This is a genomic window from Photobacterium kishitanii (assembly GCF_003026355.1).
Lineage (GTDB): Bacteria > Pseudomonadota > Gammaproteobacteria > Enterobacterales > Vibrionaceae > Photobacterium > Photobacterium kishitanii.
In genome coordinates, this window is sequence record NZ_PYON01000008.1 from 90,095 (window position 1) to 111,953 (window position 21,859).

Below are 21,859 nucleotides of genomic sequence, written 5' to 3' on the forward strand. Positions count from 1 at the left end.
TTCTATAATAAATACTTATATAATATCGCGTTATTACCATACGGATTTGTATTAATATTTGTCTTAAAACTACCTATTAACGACTAGGAGACACCATGCGTGTATTAGTTACTGGCGGCATGGGCTACATTGGTAGTCATACTTGTGTACAAATGATTGAAGCGGGTATGACCCCGATTATTGTTGATAATTTATATAACAGTAAAGAAACGGTATTAGGGCGTATTGAAAGCTTGACTGGTGTGACGCCTGCTTTCTATAAAGGTGATATTCGTGATCGTAAATTTTTAGATAATGTGTTTACTGAAAATGATATCGATGCTGTGATTCATTTCGCAGGACTTAAGGCAGTAGGTGAATCAGTAGAAAAGCCGCTTGAGTATTACGATAATAATGTTAGTGGTACATTAGTACTTGTTGAAGCTATGCGTGCAGCTGGTGTGAATGCGATTATCTTTAGCTCATCAGCGACAGTTTATGGTGATCCTGCATCAGTGCCAATCACTGAAGATTTTCCCACCAGTGCAACGAATCCATATGGCCGCAGTAAGCTAATGGTAGAAGAATGTCTCGCTGATATTCAACATGCATATCCTGAAATGAGTGTGACATTATTGCGTTACTTTAACCCAGTAGGTTCACATAAATCGGGTACAATGGGTGAAGATCCACAAGGTATTCCTAATAACCTAATGCCATTTATTTCTCAAGTAGCTGTTGGTCGTCGTGAGTTTTTATCTGTGTTCGGTGACGATTATCCAACAGTTGATGGTACAGGTGTACGTGATTATATTCACGTAGTTGATCTTGCAGATGGCCATCTTGCTGCATTAACTCATAAAGGTCGTCAAGCGGGTCTACACATTTATAACCTAGGCACTGGTAACGGTAACAGTGTGTTACAAATGGCAAAAGCATTTGAAGTTGCTTCAGGTGTTGAAATCCCTTATAAAATAGCGCCGCGTCGTGCTGGTGATATTGCTGAATGTTGGGCTGATCCAGCTAAAGCGAAAGCTGAATTGCATTGGGAAGCAAAACTAACGCTTGATGATATGACTCAAGATACATGGCGTTGGCAGTCAACTAATCCAGATGGTTACCCTGACGCAGAGTAAGTACATTTTGGATTGAATAAAAAAGGCGCTCATTATAAGCGCCTTTTTATTGTTTAAAAATAATGATTATTGATTATTGATTATTGTTTTTGACGTTATATGTTTTCGCAAAAAAGAAGATCGCTAAACTCGATATTGCTCCAAGAGTGTCTGCTAACATATCTTTTTGTGCATCCCAGATATCACCTTGAGAGCCTAAAAATTCAATGCCCGCCTCAGAGCCTGCGCTTGCTGCGTACCACCACTCGATGATTTCATAAGCTGCCGCTGTTGCCATAATGGCAAATAAGCCAAATAGTGCTGCAATAATTGGTTTGCAATGTCCTTTACGTACTAAAAACTCAGCAATAGGAAAAGCATAAAATCCAATTGAAAAGTGGGCTAAGCGATCAAAGTGATTACGGTTAGAATCGAGAATATGGTTAACCCAGTCAAAAGGTACATTTGCAAACGTGTAATGGGCACCAATATTATGCAATAACAGCCAAATAGCCATTAGCGTATAGGCGAGATTACTAAATACAAAATAACGGTAACTAAAAACTAAAAATAAGAACACAATGATAAGGGGAATAGCCTCCGCTACCCATACGGCACGAAAAGCGGGATTGATCCCAAGTGCAATAAAGAAGATGGTATAGCATAGTGCTAGCCATTTGGGGTATTTGTTCTCAATCATTTCAATTCCTTATAATAAACAATTGGCTTAAAGAGTAACGTTTTTGCTGTATATATGGCAAGAAAGATTATCAATATGTTAACGCGGTTGTGATGACTTATTTTAGGTTTTTTAAAATTGGTTTGTGTTATAATTTCCAGCTAATGTTTTCACAATATTGTGATATACATCATATTTGACAGTACACACTCATAGATTGAGTTGTTTTTACCGGAGCATCATTTTGCATTTTAAAGATCTTGGCTTAGACCCACGCCTATTAAAAAAACTGAATCATTTGGCGTTTGATCGAGCAACCGAAATTCAACAAACGGCAGTCCCTGTTGCTATTGCAGGCAAAGATATTTTGGCGTCGTCGAAAACGGGTTCCGGTAAAACTCTGGCATTTTTATTACCTGCGATGCAACGTATGTATCGTAGCAAGCCATTCACACGTCGTGATCCTCGTGTTTTGATATTGACACCAACACGTGAATTAGCGAAACAAATCTTTGCGCAACTACGTACACTTAATGCTGGCACACCTTACGATGGAACGTTGATTGTTGGTGGCGAAAACTTTAACGATCAAGTAAAAGCATTACGTAATGATCCAATGTTTGTGGTTGCAACACCGGGTCGTTTTGCTGATCACCTTGAACATCGTAGTACTCATCTTGATGGCTTAGAAATGCTTATTCTTGATGAAGCCGATCGTATGCTTGATTTAGGTTTTGAACCACAGCTTCGTCGTATTAATGAAGCGGCCAATCACCGTCGTCGTCAAACATTAATGTTCTCTGCAACGATGGATCACGTTGATGTAATGGAAATGGCATCAGAGATGTTGGATACACCAAAACGTATTTCAATTGGCCACTCAGCAGAAGAACATACTGATATTACTCAGCGTTTTATTTTGTGTGATCATTTAGATCATAAGCAAGCATTGTTAGATAAAGTGCTTGAAGTTGAAGATTACAATCAAGTTATTATCTTTACAGCTACTCGAGCAGATACTGATCGCTTAACGGCTGAGTTAAACGAACGTAAACTAAAAGCTGTAGCATTGAGTGGTAATCTAAATCAAACTCAACGTAATAGTATCATGAGTCAGTTTGAGCGTAACTGTCATAAGATTCTTGTGACAACAGATATCGCATCACGTGGTCTTGATATTGATAGTGTGTCGTTGGTTATTAACTTTGATATGCCAAAACACGCGGAAGAATATGTTCACCGTGTTGGTCGTACAGGCCGTGCGGGTAATAAAGGTGATGCTGTTTCATTAGTTGGACCTAAAGACTGGAAGAGTTTTAAAGCAGTTGAAGCTTTCTTAAAGCAAAAAATTGAGTTCACTACAATTGAAGGTTTGGTTGGTAAGTTTAAAGGCCTTAAACCTGCACCGAAGAAGAAGATTGTTAAGAAAACGACAACGAACTCGACGACTTCAGCAAAACAAACTCACGCACCAAAAGCGAAAAAGAGAGTTGATAAGCGTTTTTACGAAAACCAAGCGGTGGGTAACGATGTCTTTATGCCTAAGAAAAAACGCAATACTGATGTTAGCCAAGATGACTAATAATCATTAATGTATGATATTGATCTTTGCTATTAATTATAGCGGGATATAAAAAACCAGACCTAGTGTCTGGTTTTTTTATTTCTCTATTCAGTTAAATAGCAGCAGTGCGATTAACGCAATTGATACACTTGGCCTTCTTTATCTGCTTTAACTGCAGCAAAACTTAATACAAATGGACCTTGTGCTTGGACATTGGCTGGCAATGTTTGAATAGCTTGTTTTGCTTCTTCACGGGTTGCGTAATTTCCGTAAATAACGGCATACCAATTACGGTTTAGTGCGTGCTTCCAGTTAACCCAAATTGGTTGATTACCAGTAATTGGCTGAAGATAACCACGTAGGTTACGCTCTTCACTTAATGCCAAAATCTGAACGGTAAAGTGTGAAGGGTTAATATCACCAAATGCTTGATCGTTTGTCATTGACTCTTCATCAGCAAGATGGGCATTGTCATTATCAATGTAGTCACTATCAACAACGGGTGTGCTAGTTACTGTAGTTTCTGGCGCGACTGTTGCAGCAGGTGTTTGTTGACATTGAAGGTTTGCATTATCAAGTTTCGATGGTAATAGGTAACTTGAATCACAAGGGCTGTTAGATGATGCACAACCAGATAATGCAAATAGCCCTAAGACAACTGCTGCCTTTAGCGTACGAGATGCCATTATTTTCTCCGAAGAATATGTAATGATTTGTGAATGTGGTATTAGTATATTAAGTTTTATAATGTGAATATCACAATTTACAAATGCCTTTATACTTAGGGTGTATTGTAGCTAAAAACGGCAGAATATTGACATGATAATTACGCTTTCATGATTAGATGTGTGTTTTTTAACCAAGTCAACTATACCAAATGAGAATAAGTTATATTGACTTGAATAATTAATAAAATAATATTGCTATATGCTTTTTTACTCTTTCATAGAGGTAAATGATCTTTTTTAAAACCCCAATTATTGGTTAACATATTAGTAACAATATTAGGGGGGGGATCGTTATTAATGAAAGCATACCTACTAAGAGTTAATGATCGTAAACGACGAATAGCTGCTGCAGTTATTGCAATGTTATTGATTGCAGCGTCATTAGTCACGACAGGACTCATTAGTGCGCTATGTGACTTAAGTGCATTTGTAATTTTGTTGGTTGTTTTATGGCTAAAAATGAGTGAGCGGCAGCTGAAGAATAGCTGTTATGAAGTATTAACACCTTCCGTAAAAGTAGAAATTGAACCTTAATTCTCTCTTATTTGTCATAATACATTAGTCGTCGTAGTGGTATTCGTTCTCGCCGTCCATTAGGAATGGCAGTTATTGCCTCACCGTTTGCTATTGTTGTAAGTTCTATTACTGCGGTAGATGTTGCTGATTTGGTGCGTTGGCGGTGTCATCATGGAAGCGTTCCCAGCGTTCCCAGCGTTCCCAGCGTTACGTGCTAACTTTGATGGATCCGTCATGGGAATGCGTATACGATCGCGATCGTTATACTCGCTATTACTGCGTTGATCATTTTGATCTGTAAGCCTGATGGCAATGCGATCATGCAAGGATCTAATTAAAATACAGTAATGATTGATTAAATAGCGCTAACACTTTCATTCCTCAATATAAATCTCTATTACTTCTAAAATTGTAAAGAAGAAATGGCGTTTTTTTTTCATTTTGATAATAAATTTGTCTTATTTATGAGAATAACTCGAATTATATCTTCTACAATATAACTAGAATCAAGGATTCTGTGGTGCTTATCGGGCTTTTTATTCGATGTTTAACCCCTTAAGGAGTTAGAAATGAATACCATAAATCGATATCATTTATTAGGTTATATTTTTGCTGTTTTGATGATATTTAACAATCATGTTTTTGCATCAACGCCACCGGGACCCCCACCGATAATTGTCTTTCCTATTAATGAAGATGTGTCTGATACTGTCATTGTCTCACCTGAGTTTAGTAAGTCTAAATTAGACAGTCTCATGATCGAAAAATTACGTCCTAATCGGGGACTTACTTACCTTATCCCTTTATCTATTTATGTTAAAGCGGGAGAGTATTTACGCTTAAGTCCTGCTGGGACGGGAAATATTCACTTATGTATTAATCAACTAACAAAAAATAAACTATGTGAGCAGCGTGTCTCATTTAATTATACGACTGATTATTACGTTAAAGCGACTATTGATGGGGAAGTGTATATTGATAATCGTTTAACGGATACAAATAGTCCAGTTGAAGTGACGGTAACTGGTGGACATCAAATGCCAGTTTTTAAGTTAAATACGCATAGTGATAATGATTTTTTATCGATGCTTGATGATGCAACAGTACCTAATATTCATTTAGTGTCGAATAAAATGATTATTACAGGTCCGATAGCTAAGTTTAAGCAATATGGTATTACTAATCCTACTGAATTAATGCAGAGTTGGGACAATATTGTAACTTGGGGTCAGCAACATTATGGTTTTTCAGATGATTTGAATTCACTGCATCAACCTGTTGAGCATAAATTATTATTTCTTGATGTTGGTGAAGATGGCTTTGGAGCAATGTACGCCAGTAGTTATCATTTAGGTACGGGTACTGATAGTGGGTTTTTACGTGTTGTTGATACTGATTACTTAAATGGCACTCGAGGTTGGGGACCGTGGCACGAGTATGGTCACACTTTGCAACCGCGTTATTTACAATTTAGTGGTATGACCGAAGTAACTGTTAATATTACCTCACAAAAGATCCGTCAGACCTTAGGCCATGGTAGTAATATTGTCTCGCGTTGGAATAACAATATTTTTCCTTACCTTGATCAATCGAGCTCAGAAAAAGACTTCTTTGGTCAACAACTAGGGTTATTTGATAAGCTCGGTTTATTCTGGCAACTTGATCTCACCTTTGGGCCACGTTTTTACCAACGCATGAGTATTATTATGCGTAATGGATACCAAGAATTGCCATTTTTATATGATGTTGCTCAAGATAAGCGAGTACAGGTATTTATACAACAGGCTAGTTTGGCAACCGGTTATGATTTACGTGAGTATTTTAAACACTGGGGTATACCTGTAAGTGGTGAAACGAATATTAACATGAACCGATACTCTCGTTACTTACAACCATCGACAGGGATGTGGGAAAATAGTGATTTATCAATAACTAAACAGGATTATGAGTTTGGTGAAGATGTAGCTATTCATTATCGCCCTAAAACGAAAAAGATTAAATTTGCTTATGATTACTTCCGTACCTGGCTACCTGAACATAAGGTAACAGTCTATGTTAACAATCGTTATTTAGGAAAAATTGAAGATAATCAGAGTGATGAGTTTGATTTAACTGTCGATCCAGACAATGCTCTTGTGAAAGTGGCGACTAAAAAGCGTCTCAACAAAGGCGATAAAATTAAATTAGTCTTTGAAACACCACAAACAAACACCGTGACTTATAAGCACCGTGTTAACGATATACGTATGTGGTCAAATTCAGAGAAAGATAAAATCACAGTGAAGGTTAAACGTAGCCGTTTCAATCGAGATGATTTTACCTTAAAAGCGTATTCAAATGGTTATGTGATTTTCAGCTGTGAGAATAATGCTTGTGAACATGCAGATGTGACGTTTAGAAACAATAAAGTGCTTATCTCTAAACAGTATCAGTTAACGCCTAATCAACCGGTTACGGTGGTTATTGGTAAGCAAAATGGTCAATTAGAAAATGTTATCTATGCTAACTAATAAGTAATTTAGGTTATTTAGCATGGAAATTAAAGGTTATTGGCGTCATGGATGACGCCAATACGTTTATTTATGGCTTTATATTATTTGGCCATGTAAATGGTATTACCCTCTTTTATTGTTTCTACAATCTTAATATCTTTAATTTTTGTTGGTTCAATAGTCAGTGGGTTGTTATCGAGGATAACCATATCAGCAAGTTTTCCTACCTCAAGAGAGCCTTTATTCATTTCTTCGTTATATTGCTCTGCAGCCCAAATAGTCATCGCTTTTAAGCCTTCAAGTGGTGTGATGCGCTGCGTTGTTCCTATTACTTCGTTATGACGAGATAACCGATTAACAGCAGATGAAAGCATCATCATTTGATCTAATGGTGCAACAACAAAGTCAGTATGATTCGTTGGGTGGAGGCCAATATCAATCGCATCTCGCATTGGACTAATGTAGTCAGTCTGCTTTTTGCCCCTATTTTTAAGGTGAGCGTCTGCAAAATAATAGGTATGTAAGGTATAGAAAGAAGGGCGGATCTTATATTCTTTAAATTTACTTAATTGATCTTTACGCGAAAACTGAGCGTGGATCATTGTAATGTTACGATCTTTAGTCAGATCACCATTGGCTGCAGATAGATGAGCTTCAAAAAAGGCATCAATGGCACCGTCGCCATTAGCATGTATGTTTAAAGGGACATTTAAGTCATAAACCTTTTTGATCATGGTGTTAATAGTGTCTTGTGGGAAAGTCAATTCACCTAACCAATGTTGTTCTCCCGCAGGACCGCCAGCTAAATATGGCGTCGTAAATTTGGCGGTACGGCCTTGAGGTGAACCATCGATAGTCACTTTAATTCCACCCACTTTAAAATGATTGTTATATTTCAGCCATTGATCTATTGGGTACTTTGCTAAAATAGCATCAACATCAGTAATGAAAGGGTAAACAATAACATCAATAATATTGGCATTGGCATCAGATGCCCGTTTAATTGTTTCAAATTGATTTAGATGGGTTGCTCCCTCATGAGCCGTCGTAATACCATTTTGAGCATATAGTTGCTGTCCTGCTTTAGTTGCTGCAATTTCTTGCTCAGCCGACATAACCTCTGCTTGTGCAAGTACGGGAAGAAAAGCTGTCTCCATTATTAAACCATAAGGTTCATTGGTGCCTTCTTTACGAACGATAACGCCGCCAGCAGGAGTGACTGTTTGATCATTGTAACCGTATTTTTTTAAAGCAAGGCTATTCATGACCGTACCATGCATAGAAACATGATCGATACGAACAGGGTTATCAGGAAAAACTTTATCGATATCATCACGATTGAGTAAGCGACCATTTGGCATTACGGTATCATCGTAACCGTAAGCAATGATCAGTTCACCTTTAGGGACGTTATTTTCGTCGGCATATTTCTTTATTGCGGTAAGAATACTATCAACGTCTTTACCTGTACCTGATGGTGGCGCATAAACTTGAGCTTGATTAGCAACTTGTAATGAATTGAAATAGTGACTATGTGCGTCAATAAAACCGGGCAGTAAGCTTTTATTGTTCAAGTCGATCAGCTGAGTATTTGTTGATTTAAACGTTTCGTTAATTTTATTGGTATCACCAACACCAATAATTTTCCCATCTTTAACCGCAATAGCTTGAACTGATGGTTGAGCATCGTTCATGGTGATAATATTACCGCCGCTATAAATAGCATCAGCGCTAACAGTCGGGTCTTTTTCATTACATCCCATAATTAACAACGATGATATTAAGGCTGAGATAAGTTTTAATTGTGGAATTTTCATTGACTACATCCGTGTTAAGAATAATAAAAATATTAGTGACTACATACATATTGATAGCACTAAAATTTTTAAATACTTAAATTTATAGATGGGACAGTTAAATGTAGGCAATAATTTCTTGGTAATAAAGGCAGTTTGTGGCGAGAGTGATACAAAAAGCCAGATAATGTATCTGGCTTAAAGGTATATGAGGGTAGTTACTTATTATTTAAAGAAATAATTCAATATAAGTTAGTGACGCTGTACCAATTGCCAACCAAAGCACCACTCCTAATAATAAGGGTTTGTGTCCTGCATTACGTAGTTTATTAACGGTAATTCCTGATCCGATTAAGAATAAACATACGACTAATAAACGTTTTGAAGCATCAAAAATAAGGATATATGTTGAATGAAATTGTGGAACAAAATGAGCAATTAAAATAGCGAGGCAATAGAAGACAATAAAATAAGGTATACCAATTTTCTTACTATCACCTTTGAACATTAATGCACTGCCGAAAGCGACAGGAATAATCCATAACGCACGTGCGAGTTTTAACGTGGTGGCGGTTTTCAACGCTTCATCACCATAAGAGCCCGCAGCTCCGACAACTGATGATGTATCATGAATGGCAATTGCAGCCCAAGTACCAAAAGCATGCTGGCTCATTTCTAATAAATGACCTACCGCAGGGAAAAGAAACAGTGCAACAGCATTAAGTACAAATACAGTCGCTAATGCTAATGAAGTTTGATCATCACGGGCATTAATTGCTGGCGATACTGCTGCAATGGCACTACCACCACAAATAGCGGTACCAGCTGCGATTAAGTGACCAGTTTTTTTATCAAGCTTTAAAAAGTGGGTCGCTATCCAACCTAAAAACAAGGTAAAGAAGATTGAAGATATAATCAGTCCTAGCCCCTGACGACTAGCTTCAATTGCTTCATTTAAATTAATCCCAAAACCTAAACCAATAATGGAATATGACAAAAGTTTTTTTGTTAAGGCTGCAAGATTAAATTGAGTGGGCACTAAACCAAAACTAGCTAAAGTGAAACCTAGAATCAATGCTATTGGTGAACTAATGAAAGGAGCTAAACATATAACTGCGGCAATTATAAAAACAATATCTGCAGGTCTTAGGTTTCTAATCTTTTGATTTAATGTCATTTTTGTAGTTAAAGTCTGTTTATTTATGAGATCTTAAATTATACGCATGTCATTCTATTTCGTTTAGTTAAATATTTTGAAACGAGGGTTAAGAGTAATTTAATGTGTGCTTTTTACTTTTTTTTCCACGCTCCGTTACTATCTTGATAGAAATTTCCAGGTTGTGTTTTTTCTATTGCTTTATGATAAGCACGCTGTTTTACCTCAATAAGCGATAAATCATGGGATTGACTAATTGCGTGATAGGTATTTTGGCGGTGATTATTTACCGTCGTTACGAGATGGTGAATGTTAGCATTATTATCTAATTTGATGACAGCAATAAAACCATTTTTAGCTTCACCAACAAGTCCTTGTTGTTTGGCTTGTTGTAAGTTAATTGCAAAGACTGAATGGGAAAATAATAACGAGATTAGATAACAGCTAAGGATGATACGTTTCATAGAATATTATCCTGATAAAGAGAAGGTGAAAATTAAAATGTCGCTTTATTATCAAAGAGCTGCTCTATCTCTTTGTCTACTTTTATTTTTATTTCATGCTCAATTTTAACGTTAAGATTAACCTCTATCGGTTTATCAGATGTGGCTACTTGTATTGTGGGTGTGCATCCATTAAGCAATAACATAGTGATCATTATTGCTATGCTATAGAGAGTAGATAGAGGTAATGTTTTTTGCAAACGATTCATGATGATACCTTTAGGTGTTATTAGTGATTAAAATGCTCACTGATTTTTTGTTCGATTTCTGAAGCATTGATCATGTTAATTGTTTTAATGAGTTCAAGGATATTATCCTCAACGGCTAAGTTGATATTGATAGGGCGGCCGTACTGGAAATCAGGGTTATAGCCTTTAAGATGTGATTGCGTTTTTAATACACCATTTCTAGCGTAGTTAACTTTAATCGCGAGAGTACGATAATGATAATTTTTGAGGATCTCACTTACCACTAAAGGACTATGGTGACCGGCAGCTTTTACTTTTTTATCGATGACAGACCCATCAAGATAGCGTAATACACCGCCTGGATGACGAGATTGTAATACACCGCTATGGATCTCTGGTTTACCATCAACAATAGAGATAGGGATCGTTCCATCAAGGATCCCTGTGAACTCTATGCCTTCATGATCAATAAGATCCGTTATCTTATTAATGTTAAGTCCAAACACTGTCACTGGAATGGATGTTAAATTACGTAAGTTGGTACGGCTGATGCTATGTGCACTTAAACTGCCACCAAATAAATTGGCTGATATTCGATGTAATGTGTATTGGTCTGTTTGGGTATCAAGGTCGAGAATTAAGCTTGGCATTGTTAACGTTATTCCCGCTTTAACTTGTTGGGCAAATAAAGCCATCGGACGCAGCGTGCGAATACCATTTGGAGAGAACGCGACATAAAGGCTGCTATTAAGTTGGGTTATATCAATATTTCGGTAATTGCCTGAAAGTTGATCAGTGCTAATGTTAGCTGTTCCTGTTAGTTGGTTATTATCATCAATAATGAATGATGCGCTGGTGGTGATACTGCCATCAGTAATATCAAGCGGCAAAGATAGATTCGGGAAGTAATAGTTTTTTAAGCTATTTTTTTTCGTAAATACAATTGTTCGATGGTGTAATTTCACCTTGGTCTTCTTGGTAATTAAGTCTGCATTAACATCTACTTGCGCTAATATATCATCGTATGGATTAGCTAAGGTTGTTTCAACTTGTAGGGTGTTATTCGCTAAACGAAAATTACCATGAAGATTAGTCGGTGGCAGTAATTGCTTATGATTACGCTGCGCGGCTCCCATGGTAATTTTGAAATCACTAGAGAATGTAAGCGGGGCTGCTTTAAGGGGTTCTTTAGGCTCGACTTTTTTAGCCATTTTGGCTTTAGAGGTCGAGATGTCAGTTACTGCTGCTGTCACAGTATCGCTTTTAAATAATACTTCATGGTGTAATAAGAACTTACTGACATCAACATTCAACAACGCTTTATAGTCTGCAGGTTGTGATTTTTTTGTCGCCTGGTGGCGCGCATATAATTGAGCACTTAATTGTGCTTGCGTATTTTTAGGCTGATAAAGTGTTAATGCCAGCCGGTCTGTTTGTTTTTCAAAAATACCAATTAGCTGATTTAAACTGAAATCAATATTCTTACTATTACTGTTGGCTAAGGTTGGAATACCTTCAAATGTTAGTTTTTTTGCTTGAAAACGGGTTTGCTGGAGCTGTGAGATTAAATAATTATTAGCCCAGGTTGCCTTTACTTTTGAGCTAAAAAGAACCTTATCAATTTTACTGTCAACAATAGGTTGTAGGGTATTAATACTCGCATTAATGTTGGCATCAATATGACATTGGAGGTTGGGATACAGACAATTGAGATCATCGATAAAGAAATCAAATTCAGATTTTGTTTTGGCATTTTTAAAACGGATCGTCTCATTTTTATCACTCAATGCCACACGGAATAACTTATTTTGATAGTTGACATCAAAATTTATTTTACCATCACTGTTCATCTGAATATTAGCAACATGTTTCGGTGCATTATTACGACGAGTACTTTTCTGTTTAGAATGTAGAAATGGCGCGGCGAATGCGTATTTGTTGAGTTCAATCGTAAAAGAGGATGGTAATTCAATCCCAATAAGGTAATGCGCATCTACAATTTTGTTATCAATGACCATCGGTTGGGTGGTTTTTGATAAGCTGCTTACAACCTGTTTAGCATAAAAGCGTAATGGCCCATTTATTTTTGCATCAGGAACATCTTTTAATCCTAAACGGTCAGTAAATTCTTTGGTGTTTTTAAAGTTGGCATTGCAATTTAAGTATTGCGGTAGTGGTTGTTGAAAAATGATTTTAGCGTCGCAATTAAGATTATTACCATCACTGCGAGTCATAATAGTGTGTACGCGGGCATCCGTTTTCGATAAGTGGTGAATATTAACATCAAGTTGATATGGATTAGGAGCCAGGGCTTTACCTCGCACAATAAAACGAGCTTTAGTTTTGTCTGCTGTGGCAATATTTAAATCTTTGGCCTGCTGCTCTATTTTTTTGCGGGCTTGCTCTCGCTGTTGACGTTGTTGTTTATTTTTAGCCTTTTCTGCTGTTGTCTTATGAGAGGAGGTTTTGCTGCTATCTATATCCTCTGATGGAATAGGATTAGTAAGGGGCTGGTTGGGTGTTTTTAATGCTATTGAAGTGAGTGGTGTTTCTAAAATCACTTTAGCGTCAATTAATAAATCACCGTAAGTAAATGACTTTATTTTAAATTTATTAACGGGTAAGCGGGCAAGGTTTGCAATGGTTTGCCCAAGATGAAATCCTTTGCTGTCGATATCGGTACGATTAACGAATTCAGGTAAGTATTTAGGTTGTTCCAGTTTTGCTGTCTTAGCAATTAATTTCATTGTCGGTAGACTACGTTTGAGATCAAACGCTAACGATAATTTAGTGATAATTTGTTCAGGCAAAGTGTTATTAAGCGTTTCCCATTCAGGATGGAGTGACGCGATCTTGACCGAAACGGGTGTTTTGTCGCCTTTCCAAGCAATTGAAAATTGACTATCGATAAAGCGTAATGGGTAATGGGGCGATGGTTGATAATGGGGAAAGAATAGATTTAATCGTCCTTTGTCAGAATGGCCCGAGATCACCAGATGTGGACTATTGCTGATGGTGACATCAACCTGTTCTATAATTTGTGTGGCTGCAGGCTCTTTACCATCACTGTGTGCAGCAGAGGCTGTTACCTTACGGGCATGGGCATTAATGGCTAACGGAGATGAGAAATCAACAAATTTAAAAGTAGCATCAAAAAAGTGAATATACCGTAGGTAAATGTCTTGCTGTTTTAACATTGCTGTCGCAGCAGGAGAGAGTTCAATCTCATATTTCTTAGCGAAAAGCCGATAACTGCCTTCATCAAGGGAATTGTCCGGATCAATATTGTGTTTTAAAGAAAGATCATGGAAAGTGACATTGTAACTAAATGCCCGTAATGAAATTAGCTCAGCACGTACTTCACCATCATAGCGTAGTCCTTTAAGACCCGTAATTGTGATGCCATTAATACTGAGCCATATAAAACCAATAATCGGTACTAATAGTATGATCACCAATAATGATAAACCAACCTTGGTACCTGTATGTAACCGCGATGGCCGAGGACTTGCTGGTGGTGATGGCTCGGGATTGCGCGGGTTAGATTTCACTGCGATAGTTCACCTATTAATAAAATGATGATCCAATGGTAGCAATAAGTTGTGAAATTAACTTAAATAATAACCATTAGCTGTATATTTAGACATACAAATGATTCTATCATTGGAATGTTGTCGACAAAAATCATTCAATAACATTTGACCGTAAAATGACTAAATATGCTTTTGGTTGCAAAAAATACGGGGTTAGACTTGGCGATTTGAATGTCTATTCATTTAATTGTCTATTCATTTAATTGTCTAAATAATAAAGCCAGCCTTTGTGAGTAGTTGAAAATATAGTTTGGCATTGACGCTGCTGCTGTTGACGTTGTGCTAAGGGGAATGAATCAAATAAACGCTGATAACGGTTGGGGTTACTACCGTAGACTAAACATAAAACATGCTGATAGCGCTGTGGAGTAAGACCATGTTGTTGAATAAAGTGATTAGTGCTAAGCGTTGAGTTATTAAGTTCATGTATACTGAAAAAACGACCTGAATTAATCGCAATTTCATCTCCTCGGTCGACATCATTAAGCAGTAAAATAGTGACAAAATTATCGACAGTACTTTCGCTGTTACCTAATACAGGGATAGCTCGATCAAGAATAAACGCATGTCCGATTTGATGCAGTAACGTTACTAATAACGCATCGGCTGTCGCTTGATAACGTTGCTGTTGGGTAGGGTAAATACCTGTATCACGAATATGCTGTAATAGCTGAGTAATGTAGTGGTAAGGAATCTGAATTTGTTGTTGGGTGGAATTATAATCAGGCCCCTTAACACTTCCAAATATAATCTCTAAACTAGGTGCGAAAATATAACGGGTTTGGCTCAATTGTTTAATGGTTGTCAGAATAGATGAGTGTTGAACAATATCTTTTGCTTGCTGTTGTTGTAGGTTAACGGGGGGAATAAAAACAAAGTTGACGGTAGCAACAGGATCTAACGCTAAACCATATTGCCCGCCGGTTGGATGCTCAGTGCCAGCATAGCTTAAATAACACATTGTTAGGTACAGAAAGCCGCATAGAAGCTTTATTAGAGGCGATAAACGTGAAGGTTTTGTATACGCTGGTTGATTAAAAGTGAGATCATGTCTATTCACGTTACCACCTCATTACTGCTATAGATGTATCATTATTGATAATTATAGCATTACAGCAGCATTGACTTATTTTTGTTAGGATTCAATAAAATGTATTTATTAAATCATAAGCTTACCCTAACTTAACAAATGAAGCTTTAAACTTAAAATAAAGTTATCCATACGTAAAAATTATAACTTATTAATTTTACTAAAAGTAAGTTGATAATAATTGACTGTTTATTGCTATATGTTGTCACTATATCTAGATGCAAAAGGGGTAGGTAGGCGTAGTATTGCATACCAATAATTATACTTTATAGAAAATAAATATGCCTCACAAGCTTAGTAAGGGTAAAGGCCCAGTATTGTTGATCGCTGGAATATTGTTAATTGCAGCTACTCTTCGAGGAACAATAACAGGTATAGGTCCTATTCTAGACTTTGTCTCTCAGACTCTTAATTTATCAGCGACACAAGCAGGGATGCTCACCACATTGCCTTTGTTAGCTTTTGCTATTTTCTCGCCAATATCTTCTGGTCTAGCAAGAAAGGTGGGACTTGAACCCTCATTGATGTTAGCACTCGTGCTAATGACTATAGGTGTCATTGTTCGTTCTGCTGGTTCAACTACCATGCTCTTTTTGGGGACTTGTATTATTGGTGTAGGTATTGCTATAGGTAATGTATTGTTACCAAGTTTGCTAAAAAGAGATTTCCCAACTCAAGTGCCGACATTAACAGCTGTTTATGTACTTGTCATGGGTATTGGTTCAACTATTAGTTCTAGTGTCGCTATTCCTTTATTTTATTTATCAGACAAACTACATATTACCGCTATTCCAAACTGGGCATTTTCCCTTGCTGGTATCATCATTTTTCCTGTGATAGCTATCTTAGTATGGTTACCACAATTGAATAGACATACTCGTCCATCGGCAGATACCGCAGATATTGATAGCCATAGTTATTTATGGCGTTCAGCTGCAGCTTGGCAGGTGACAATTTTTCTTGGTATTAATTCGTTTATTATGTATATATTTATCAGTTGGTTACCAAGTATTCTAACTCATAACGGCTATACAGAAAACCAAGCGGGTTATATTGAAGGTATTCTCCAATTTTCAACAGCAGTGCCAGCATTAGTACTTATTCCACTAATGGTAAAAATGAAAGATAAGCGTGGTATAAGTGTAGTAATGGCGCTACTCACATTTATTGGTATTATCGGACTATTATTCGCCCCTGAACATGCTGTTATATGGGTTGTTTGTATTGGTTTCGGCTGCGGTGGTGGTTTTATTCTTGGTCTATCTCTAGTCGGTATCCGTACTCATAATGCACAACAAGCTGCAGTATTATCTGGTATGGCCCAATGTATGGGTTATCTACTAGCAGCAACAGGCCCCATTGTTTTTGGTTTCTTACATGAGAGAACGGGTAGTTGGCATGCACCATTATTAATGGTATCTAGCTTCTGTATTATATTAATTGTATTAGCATTATTTGCAGGTCGTTCACATGTCATTGTTCGGACTAAGGATGGTAAAGATATCGTTATCGATGACACTAAAAAGCAAATTGAATCTTATTAAGATATAGATAAAAGCGGTTAAATATTTAAAAAAATCACAGCAGATAACTGCCCAACTAAAGATATCATTGGGAATAAATAATATCTTTGGAGGTAAAAGGTAGCGCTGTAAACCACGCACTGCAGCATTAATAACCACCAATGATGCAGTGCGTGTAAATTTTTATTTGATGGCTATTTTAATGGTAATAGCATATCAACGACACCATCAGCTATTTGAACATCAATTTCAAAGCCCATTTTTTGCGCTAATGTGATCATGCCACGGTTGCTTGGCATCGTCATACCCGTAAGCGTAGATAACCCTCGCTGTTTGGCATAATCAATCAATTTGGTCATCAAAATACCACCTAAACCTGTGCCCTTGATATCTGAACGCACTAAAATCGCAAATTCAGCTTCTTTATTGTCAGAATCTGATAATGCGCGCGCAACGCCGATAATCATGCCATCATAAACCGCAACAAATGCCATTTCACGGTCATAGTCTATCTGAGTAAATTTAGCTAAGGCCTCATGATTTAGTTCGCCGATATCAGAGAAAAAGCGCTTATATAAATCTTCTTCTGATACCTGACTAATAAACGATTTATGGGTGGGTTCATCTTCGGGTAAGATCGGACGCAGCAATACCTGTTTACCGTCTTTTAACTGACATAATTGTTCGTATTCTTTAGGATAAGGACGAATCGCCAATCGTTGCTGAATATCACCATCAAAGATTGCAATATCCATCGAGGCATCAATAATTGTTAGTTCATCACCAGAGACGAGTAAGGGATGAATATCAAATGCATTGATTTCAGGGCAATCAATGATCATCTGTGAAATCGTAACCAATAAGCGACACAAAGCAGGAATAGATATTTTCTCTAAGCTACTGCGTTGTTTGATTTTGTGACGTTTGAGAGCGTTGATCACCATATAACGCGCCAATGCCATATTTAACGGCGGTAACGCAACCACGGCATCGCGGCTAATATCCCAATGTATAGTTTCTTCACCAAGCATGATCACTGGCCCAAATACTGGATCGTTATACATGCCAATTCGTAATTCTTGCGCTCCTGAGCGATCAGCCATACGTTGGATCAATAATCCATCAATACGCGCGCTAGGATAGTGTAATGCGACGCGAGAAAGGATCGCATCAGCAGCGTTAGCAACTTCGTTAGCATCTCGTAGGTATAATACCACCCCGTGAATCTCGGATTTATGGCGAATATCAGCTGAGCGTAATTTCACTGCGACGGGATAACCGATTTGTTCTGCAATATGTACAGCTTCTGCAGCATCGGAAGCTATCCATGTTGGAAGAGTGGTAAAGCCATAGCTTTCAAGTAATGGGCGTATTTCATGGGTTTCGAGATGATGGCGATTTTGGCGCAGCAATTGTTGTATTTCACTACGAACATAATGAGGGTCAGCCGTGATTTCACCAAAAGATAGTGGTGTTTCCATTAATTGGCGTTGGTTACGGCGGTATTCGACTAAATGCATGAAAGCCGATATTGCACTTTCAGGAGTACGATAGGTGGGTAAATGCGCTTGGGTAAAAATAGAACGAGCTTCGGCTGCTTCATTTTCACCAGACCAATTAGTAAGGACATTAAAGCGCTGACTACGCGAATGCTGGTGGAGAGTGTTAGTCACTATTTGGGCAGTTTGGGTACTATTGGCGATAGCGGAAGGGCTGTGCATGATAAGCAGCGCATCAAAATCATCACTATCAAGTAAAATATTAAGGACTTGTTGATAACGCTCGATATTAGCATCACCCATAATATCAATTGGGTTTGCTTGCGGCCAGTATGCGGGTAATACGTGAGATAACTTGTTAATTGTCTCTGCACTTAGTGTTGCTAATTTTCCACCACGATCAGATAGCGCATCTACGGCCATAATGGCAGGACCGCCACCATTGGTGAGAATAACCAGTCGTTCTCCTCGTAATGGAACTGAATGCGCTAAGGTTTCAACCGCCGCAAATAGATCATGGGTGGTATGAACGCGTAACATACCTGAACGACGAATGGCGGCATCGTAAACTTCATCAAGGCCAGTTTCACCTGATGTATGAAGCAATGCAGCTGAGCGCCCAGCCATTGTACGGCCACTCTTTAACACTAAGATGCGTCTATTTCTCGCTGCTGCACGGGCTGCTGACATAAACTGCCTTGCATCTTTGATACTGTCTATATAGAGCAAAATAGCGTCTGTTTTAGTATCTTGACTTAAGAAATCAAGTAGTTCAGCAAAGTTAATATCACAAGCATCTCCAAGTGATATAAAAGTCGAAAAGCCGATTTGTTTATTTTGAGCCCAATCTAAAATAGTGGTACATACGGCCGCTGACTGTGAAATAAAGGCGATATTACCTTTATTGGCAGGGATAGGAGACACTGACGCATTAAGGTTAAGCCAAGGTAGAATAATCCCTATACTATTTGGACCGACAATACGCATATTATAGCGCTGGGCATTGACTAACATCTGTTGCTGATAGTTAACGGCTTTATTCTTTGTAGTCGTTATTGTCATATCTGCAGCAATGACAATAACTGCTTTTACGCCTTTTTCTCCAAGCTGCGTAATAATCTCGGGCCCATACTCTGCGCGAGTACAAAGAATCGCAATATCAGGGGTAATAGGCATTGCATCTATACTGTGGTAAGCAAGGATCCCTGCTACAGAGGTATACTTGGGGGTGACAGGGATTATAGGGCCATTAAAACAACCTGTTAACAGATTACGAATCACAATATAGCCAATCCGTTGTGGATTATTCGATGCGCCAATTACTGCAATACTATTTGGTTTTAAAAAAGCCGCAATGTTACTCATAAGCTAATCCCTCATTTAATACTGCTTACTACTTTATATTTAAATATTTAAGAAGCGTTTTTTTTATAAAGATAATGTGATCTAAAAGATAATTGAACGTTTTATGCTATGCCTAAAATAAAATGTTTATTCGTATAAGTAATAATCAATTAATTATGTTAATAATACAGTAACTATTGTATTGATAATGTTGTGAATATGTGTATTACTAATGTTTATTGCTAAAATTTCAGGTGCTAGATAGAAATATGATCAATGATTTATACTTTAAATATCAACCTAGATACTATAATGGTGAGATATCCTCTTATGAGGCATTACTGAGAAGTCATATTCAGAACTTCAATGTTGAGGAATTTGTCTGTTCTATTGAATGTGCTGCTAGTTTTGATCTCGAGATTATTCGTAAAGTCCTTCAAGATAGAAAATCATTATCGATTGGTGATGATGTTTCTATTTCATTAAATATATCTATTGCAAGCCTCCTTGATGATTATTTTCTTGATGAATGCTTGGGTATTTTTGAATACGAGAAAAATATAACATTAGAATTAACTAATCATGATCAGACTGATGATTTTGATAATTTACAGAATTCAATATTATGTCTTAAAAACAAAGGTGTAAAATTTGCACTTGATGATTATGGCAAAGGATACTTTAATACTGATATATTTTTATATCTCGATGTTGATTATATAAAATTAGATAGAAGATTGATTAGAAATATAGAGCATAATTATATTAGTTATTCCGTATTAAAATCAAAATACGATCATATTGTTAATGTTGTAAATAAAGTTGTTATTATTGAAGGAATTGAAACATTTGAGCAATTTAACTTAGTTAAAGAGTTTGGTGATATGTTTTATCAAGGATTTTACTTTTCAAAAGCTATAACTGCAGCTGAAATACAAAAAACAGAACCTATACTGAATTATAAAATAAATGTTAGAAAACAATTTTCATTGAAATTAGATCAAGCTATTTTCGATTTAAATCGATCACAAGATCCTAAAAATGTACAACAAGCAATAGAGAATATTAAAAGTATAGATAAATATAATATTATTGGGTTAACGTCAAATACCTTTGATTTATACTCTGAACGACAAAGGATTAATAAAAATTATCGAGAAATCATAAAAAATAAAACAAGCTCACATTTTATGTTAGCTGCTTTAGTTGTATGCGGTAGTGATGGTGCGGTAGTTATTCGTGATAAAGATGGTAATGTTATTTTTAATAATGATCATTTTATCAATTATATTGGTATTGATTTAGTTGGGATGCCAGTAGAAGAGGCTTGCGAAAAAGTAGCGGATTATCGTACCTGTTTAAATGTTGATAATGAATTATTACTGAGTGATTCATGTTTTATGATGTCAGATGAGGTTATTGAAACAAAAAATGGTAGCGAATTAGTTCATATATATAGGCAGAAAGTCTCTAATTTTGGTCAACATTTTGTTATTTGTTCTGTTTATGAAGCTACCGATACTATCATTATTGATGAGCTTACTAATTGTTACCAAAAAAACTATTTATCATCAAGTTATATGAATCAACATAAGGTTTTGGTCTTTGTTGATTTAGATGGCTTTAAAGAGATCAATGATAGTTTTGGCCACTATATCGGTGATGAAGTTTTACGAGATTTTTCATTAACGATGAAGGATATGCTACGCGATGCAGATGTAATGGTTCGTTTTGGTGGCGATGAATTTGTAATTTTGTTAAATAGTCATGTGATAAAAAATGTTAAGCAGCGAATAGAGCAATTAAGACAAAGTATAGAATATTATTTTAATAAAAAAGATACTCAGTTAAGTTTTTCTTATGGAATTGCGTCTTTACAAGATGGTGTAGAGCTAGCACTTAAGCGAGCAGATACTGCTATGTATAAAGAGAAGTCATTAAGAAAAAAACAATTAAGAGTTGTATGATTATTTTTGTGTAATTTGAGTTTTTGAATAAATTCGTATTTAGTTAGAAATAGTTAAATAATACGCACATGGCAATTAACCATCCCTTTTTGGTATATGTATAGGTTTGTTACAAATTCTATTAGTG

Annotated in this window: 15 protein-coding genes and 1 pseudogene; 7 read left to right on the forward strand and 9 right to left on the reverse strand. The window is 36.8% G+C overall.

Annotation, left to right across the window (positions count from 1 at the left end):
• The first annotated feature begins 95 nt into the window (after positions 1 to 95).
• Positions 96 to 1,115 carry a UDP-glucose 4-epimerase GalE gene (gene galE, locus C0W29_RS11095; RefSeq protein WP_045041179.1) on the forward strand — a complete coding sequence of 340 codons (1,020 nt, stop codon included), beginning with the start codon at positions 96 to 98 and terminating at the stop codon, positions 1,113 to 1,115.
• Between the two features lie 73 nt (positions 1,116 to 1,188).
• Here the strand turns inward: galE and C0W29_RS11100 are convergent, their stop codons facing one another.
• Positions 1,189 to 1,794: a DUF2238 domain-containing protein gene (locus C0W29_RS11100; RefSeq protein WP_045044666.1), complete on the reverse strand. Its 606-nt coding sequence runs from the start codon at positions 1,792 to 1,794 to the stop codon at positions 1,189 to 1,191.
• A gap of 223 nt (positions 1,795 to 2,017) precedes the next feature.
• Between C0W29_RS11100 and C0W29_RS11105 the strand changes: the two genes are divergently transcribed.
• Positions 2,018 to 3,355: a DEAD/DEAH box helicase gene (locus tag C0W29_RS11105; RefSeq protein WP_045041181.1), complete on the forward strand. Its 1,338-nt coding sequence runs from the start codon at positions 2,018 to 2,020 to the stop codon at positions 3,353 to 3,355.
• A 113-nt stretch (positions 3,356 to 3,468) separates the two neighbouring features.
• On the opposite strand, the gene C0W29_RS11110 is transcribed toward C0W29_RS11105, so the two are convergent.
• Positions 3,469 to 4,023 (reverse strand): SPOR domain-containing protein, encoded by a 555-nt coding sequence (locus C0W29_RS11110; RefSeq protein WP_045041182.1) that lies wholly within the window; start codon positions 4,021 to 4,023, stop codon positions 3,469 to 3,471.
• Between the two features lie 339 nt (positions 4,024 to 4,362).
• Here C0W29_RS11110 and C0W29_RS11115 point away from each other — a divergent pair, with 339 nt between their 5' ends.
• From C0W29_RS11115 to C0W29_RS11120, 3 genes and pseudogenes are all read left to right on the forward strand, one after another.
• Positions 4,363 to 4,599 carry a hypothetical protein gene (locus C0W29_RS11115; RefSeq protein ID WP_045041183.1) on the forward strand — a complete coding sequence of 79 codons (237 nt, stop codon included), beginning with the start codon at positions 4,363 to 4,365 and terminating at the stop codon, positions 4,597 to 4,599.
• Between the two features lie 23 nt (positions 4,600 to 4,622).
• A pseudogene (locus C0W29_RS21995) lies at positions 4,623 to 4,913 on the forward strand (hypothetical protein); the annotation flags it as partial.
• A 237-nt stretch (positions 4,914 to 5,150) separates the two neighbouring features.
• Entirely contained in the window at positions 5,151 to 7,091 is a 1,941-nt protein-coding gene (locus C0W29_RS11120) for a M60 family metallopeptidase (protein ID WP_036790033.1), read from the forward strand.
• Positions 7,092 to 7,174: 83 nt separating this feature from the next.
• Here the strand turns inward: C0W29_RS11120 and C0W29_RS11125 are convergent, their stop codons facing one another.
• The 6 genes from C0W29_RS11125 to C0W29_RS11150 all read right to left on the reverse strand — a co-directional run bounded on the left by C0W29_RS11125 (position 7,175) and on the right by C0W29_RS11150 (position 15,369).
• Positions 7,175 to 8,890 (reverse strand): amidohydrolase, encoded by a 1,716-nt coding sequence (locus C0W29_RS11125; protein WP_201775675.1) that lies wholly within the window; start codon positions 8,888 to 8,890, stop codon positions 7,175 to 7,177.
• Between the two features lie 208 nt (positions 8,891 to 9,098).
• Positions 9,099 to 10,046, reverse strand: coding sequence for a YeiH family protein (locus tag C0W29_RS11130; RefSeq protein ID WP_045041186.1), 948 nt, complete (start codon positions 10,044 to 10,046; stop codon positions 9,099 to 9,101).
• Positions 10,047 to 10,159: 113 nt separating this feature from the next.
• The gene (locus C0W29_RS11135) at positions 10,160 to 10,489 is read right to left on the reverse strand and encodes a YdbL family probable chaperone protein (RefSeq protein WP_045044667.1); all 330 of its coding nucleotides are present in this window, start codon (positions 10,487 to 10,489) and stop codon (positions 10,160 to 10,162) included.
• A 32-nt stretch (positions 10,490 to 10,521) separates the two neighbouring features.
• Positions 10,522 to 10,737 carry a YnbE family lipoprotein gene (locus tag C0W29_RS11140; protein WP_045041188.1) on the reverse strand — a complete coding sequence of 72 codons (216 nt, stop codon included), beginning with the start codon at positions 10,735 to 10,737 and terminating at the stop codon, positions 10,522 to 10,524.
• Positions 10,738 to 10,757: 20 nt separating this feature from the next.
• Positions 10,758 to 14,267, reverse strand: coding sequence for an intermembrane phospholipid transport protein YdbH family protein (locus tag C0W29_RS11145; protein WP_045044668.1), 3,510 nt, complete (start codon positions 14,265 to 14,267; stop codon positions 10,758 to 10,760).
• Between the two features lie 241 nt (positions 14,268 to 14,508).
• Entirely contained in the window at positions 14,509 to 15,369 is an 861-nt protein-coding gene (locus tag C0W29_RS11150) for a DUF4344 domain-containing metallopeptidase (protein ID WP_235861926.1), read from the reverse strand.
• Positions 15,370 to 15,680: 311 nt separating this feature from the next.
• Here C0W29_RS11150 and C0W29_RS11155 point away from each other — a divergent pair, with 311 nt between their 5' ends.
• On the forward strand, positions 15,681 to 16,943 hold the full coding sequence (locus C0W29_RS11155) for a CynX/NimT family MFS transporter (protein ID WP_045044669.1): 1,263 nt from the start codon (positions 15,681 to 15,683) through the stop codon (positions 16,941 to 16,943).
• Positions 16,944 to 17,116: 173 nt separating this feature from the next.
• Here C0W29_RS11155 and C0W29_RS11160 read toward each other — a convergent pair whose 3' ends face one another.
• Positions 17,117 to 19,786 (reverse strand): bifunctional acetate--CoA ligase family protein/GNAT family N-acetyltransferase, encoded by a 2,670-nt coding sequence (locus C0W29_RS11160; RefSeq protein WP_036790047.1) that lies wholly within the window; start codon positions 19,784 to 19,786, stop codon positions 17,117 to 17,119.
• Between the two features lie 248 nt (positions 19,787 to 20,034).
• Here C0W29_RS11160 and C0W29_RS11165 point away from each other — a divergent pair, with 248 nt between their 5' ends.
• Positions 20,035 to 21,732: a GGDEF domain-containing protein gene (locus C0W29_RS11165; RefSeq protein ID WP_036790049.1), complete on the forward strand. Its 1,698-nt coding sequence runs from the start codon at positions 20,035 to 20,037 to the stop codon at positions 21,730 to 21,732.
• Positions 21,733 to 21,859 lie beyond the last annotated feature (127 nt).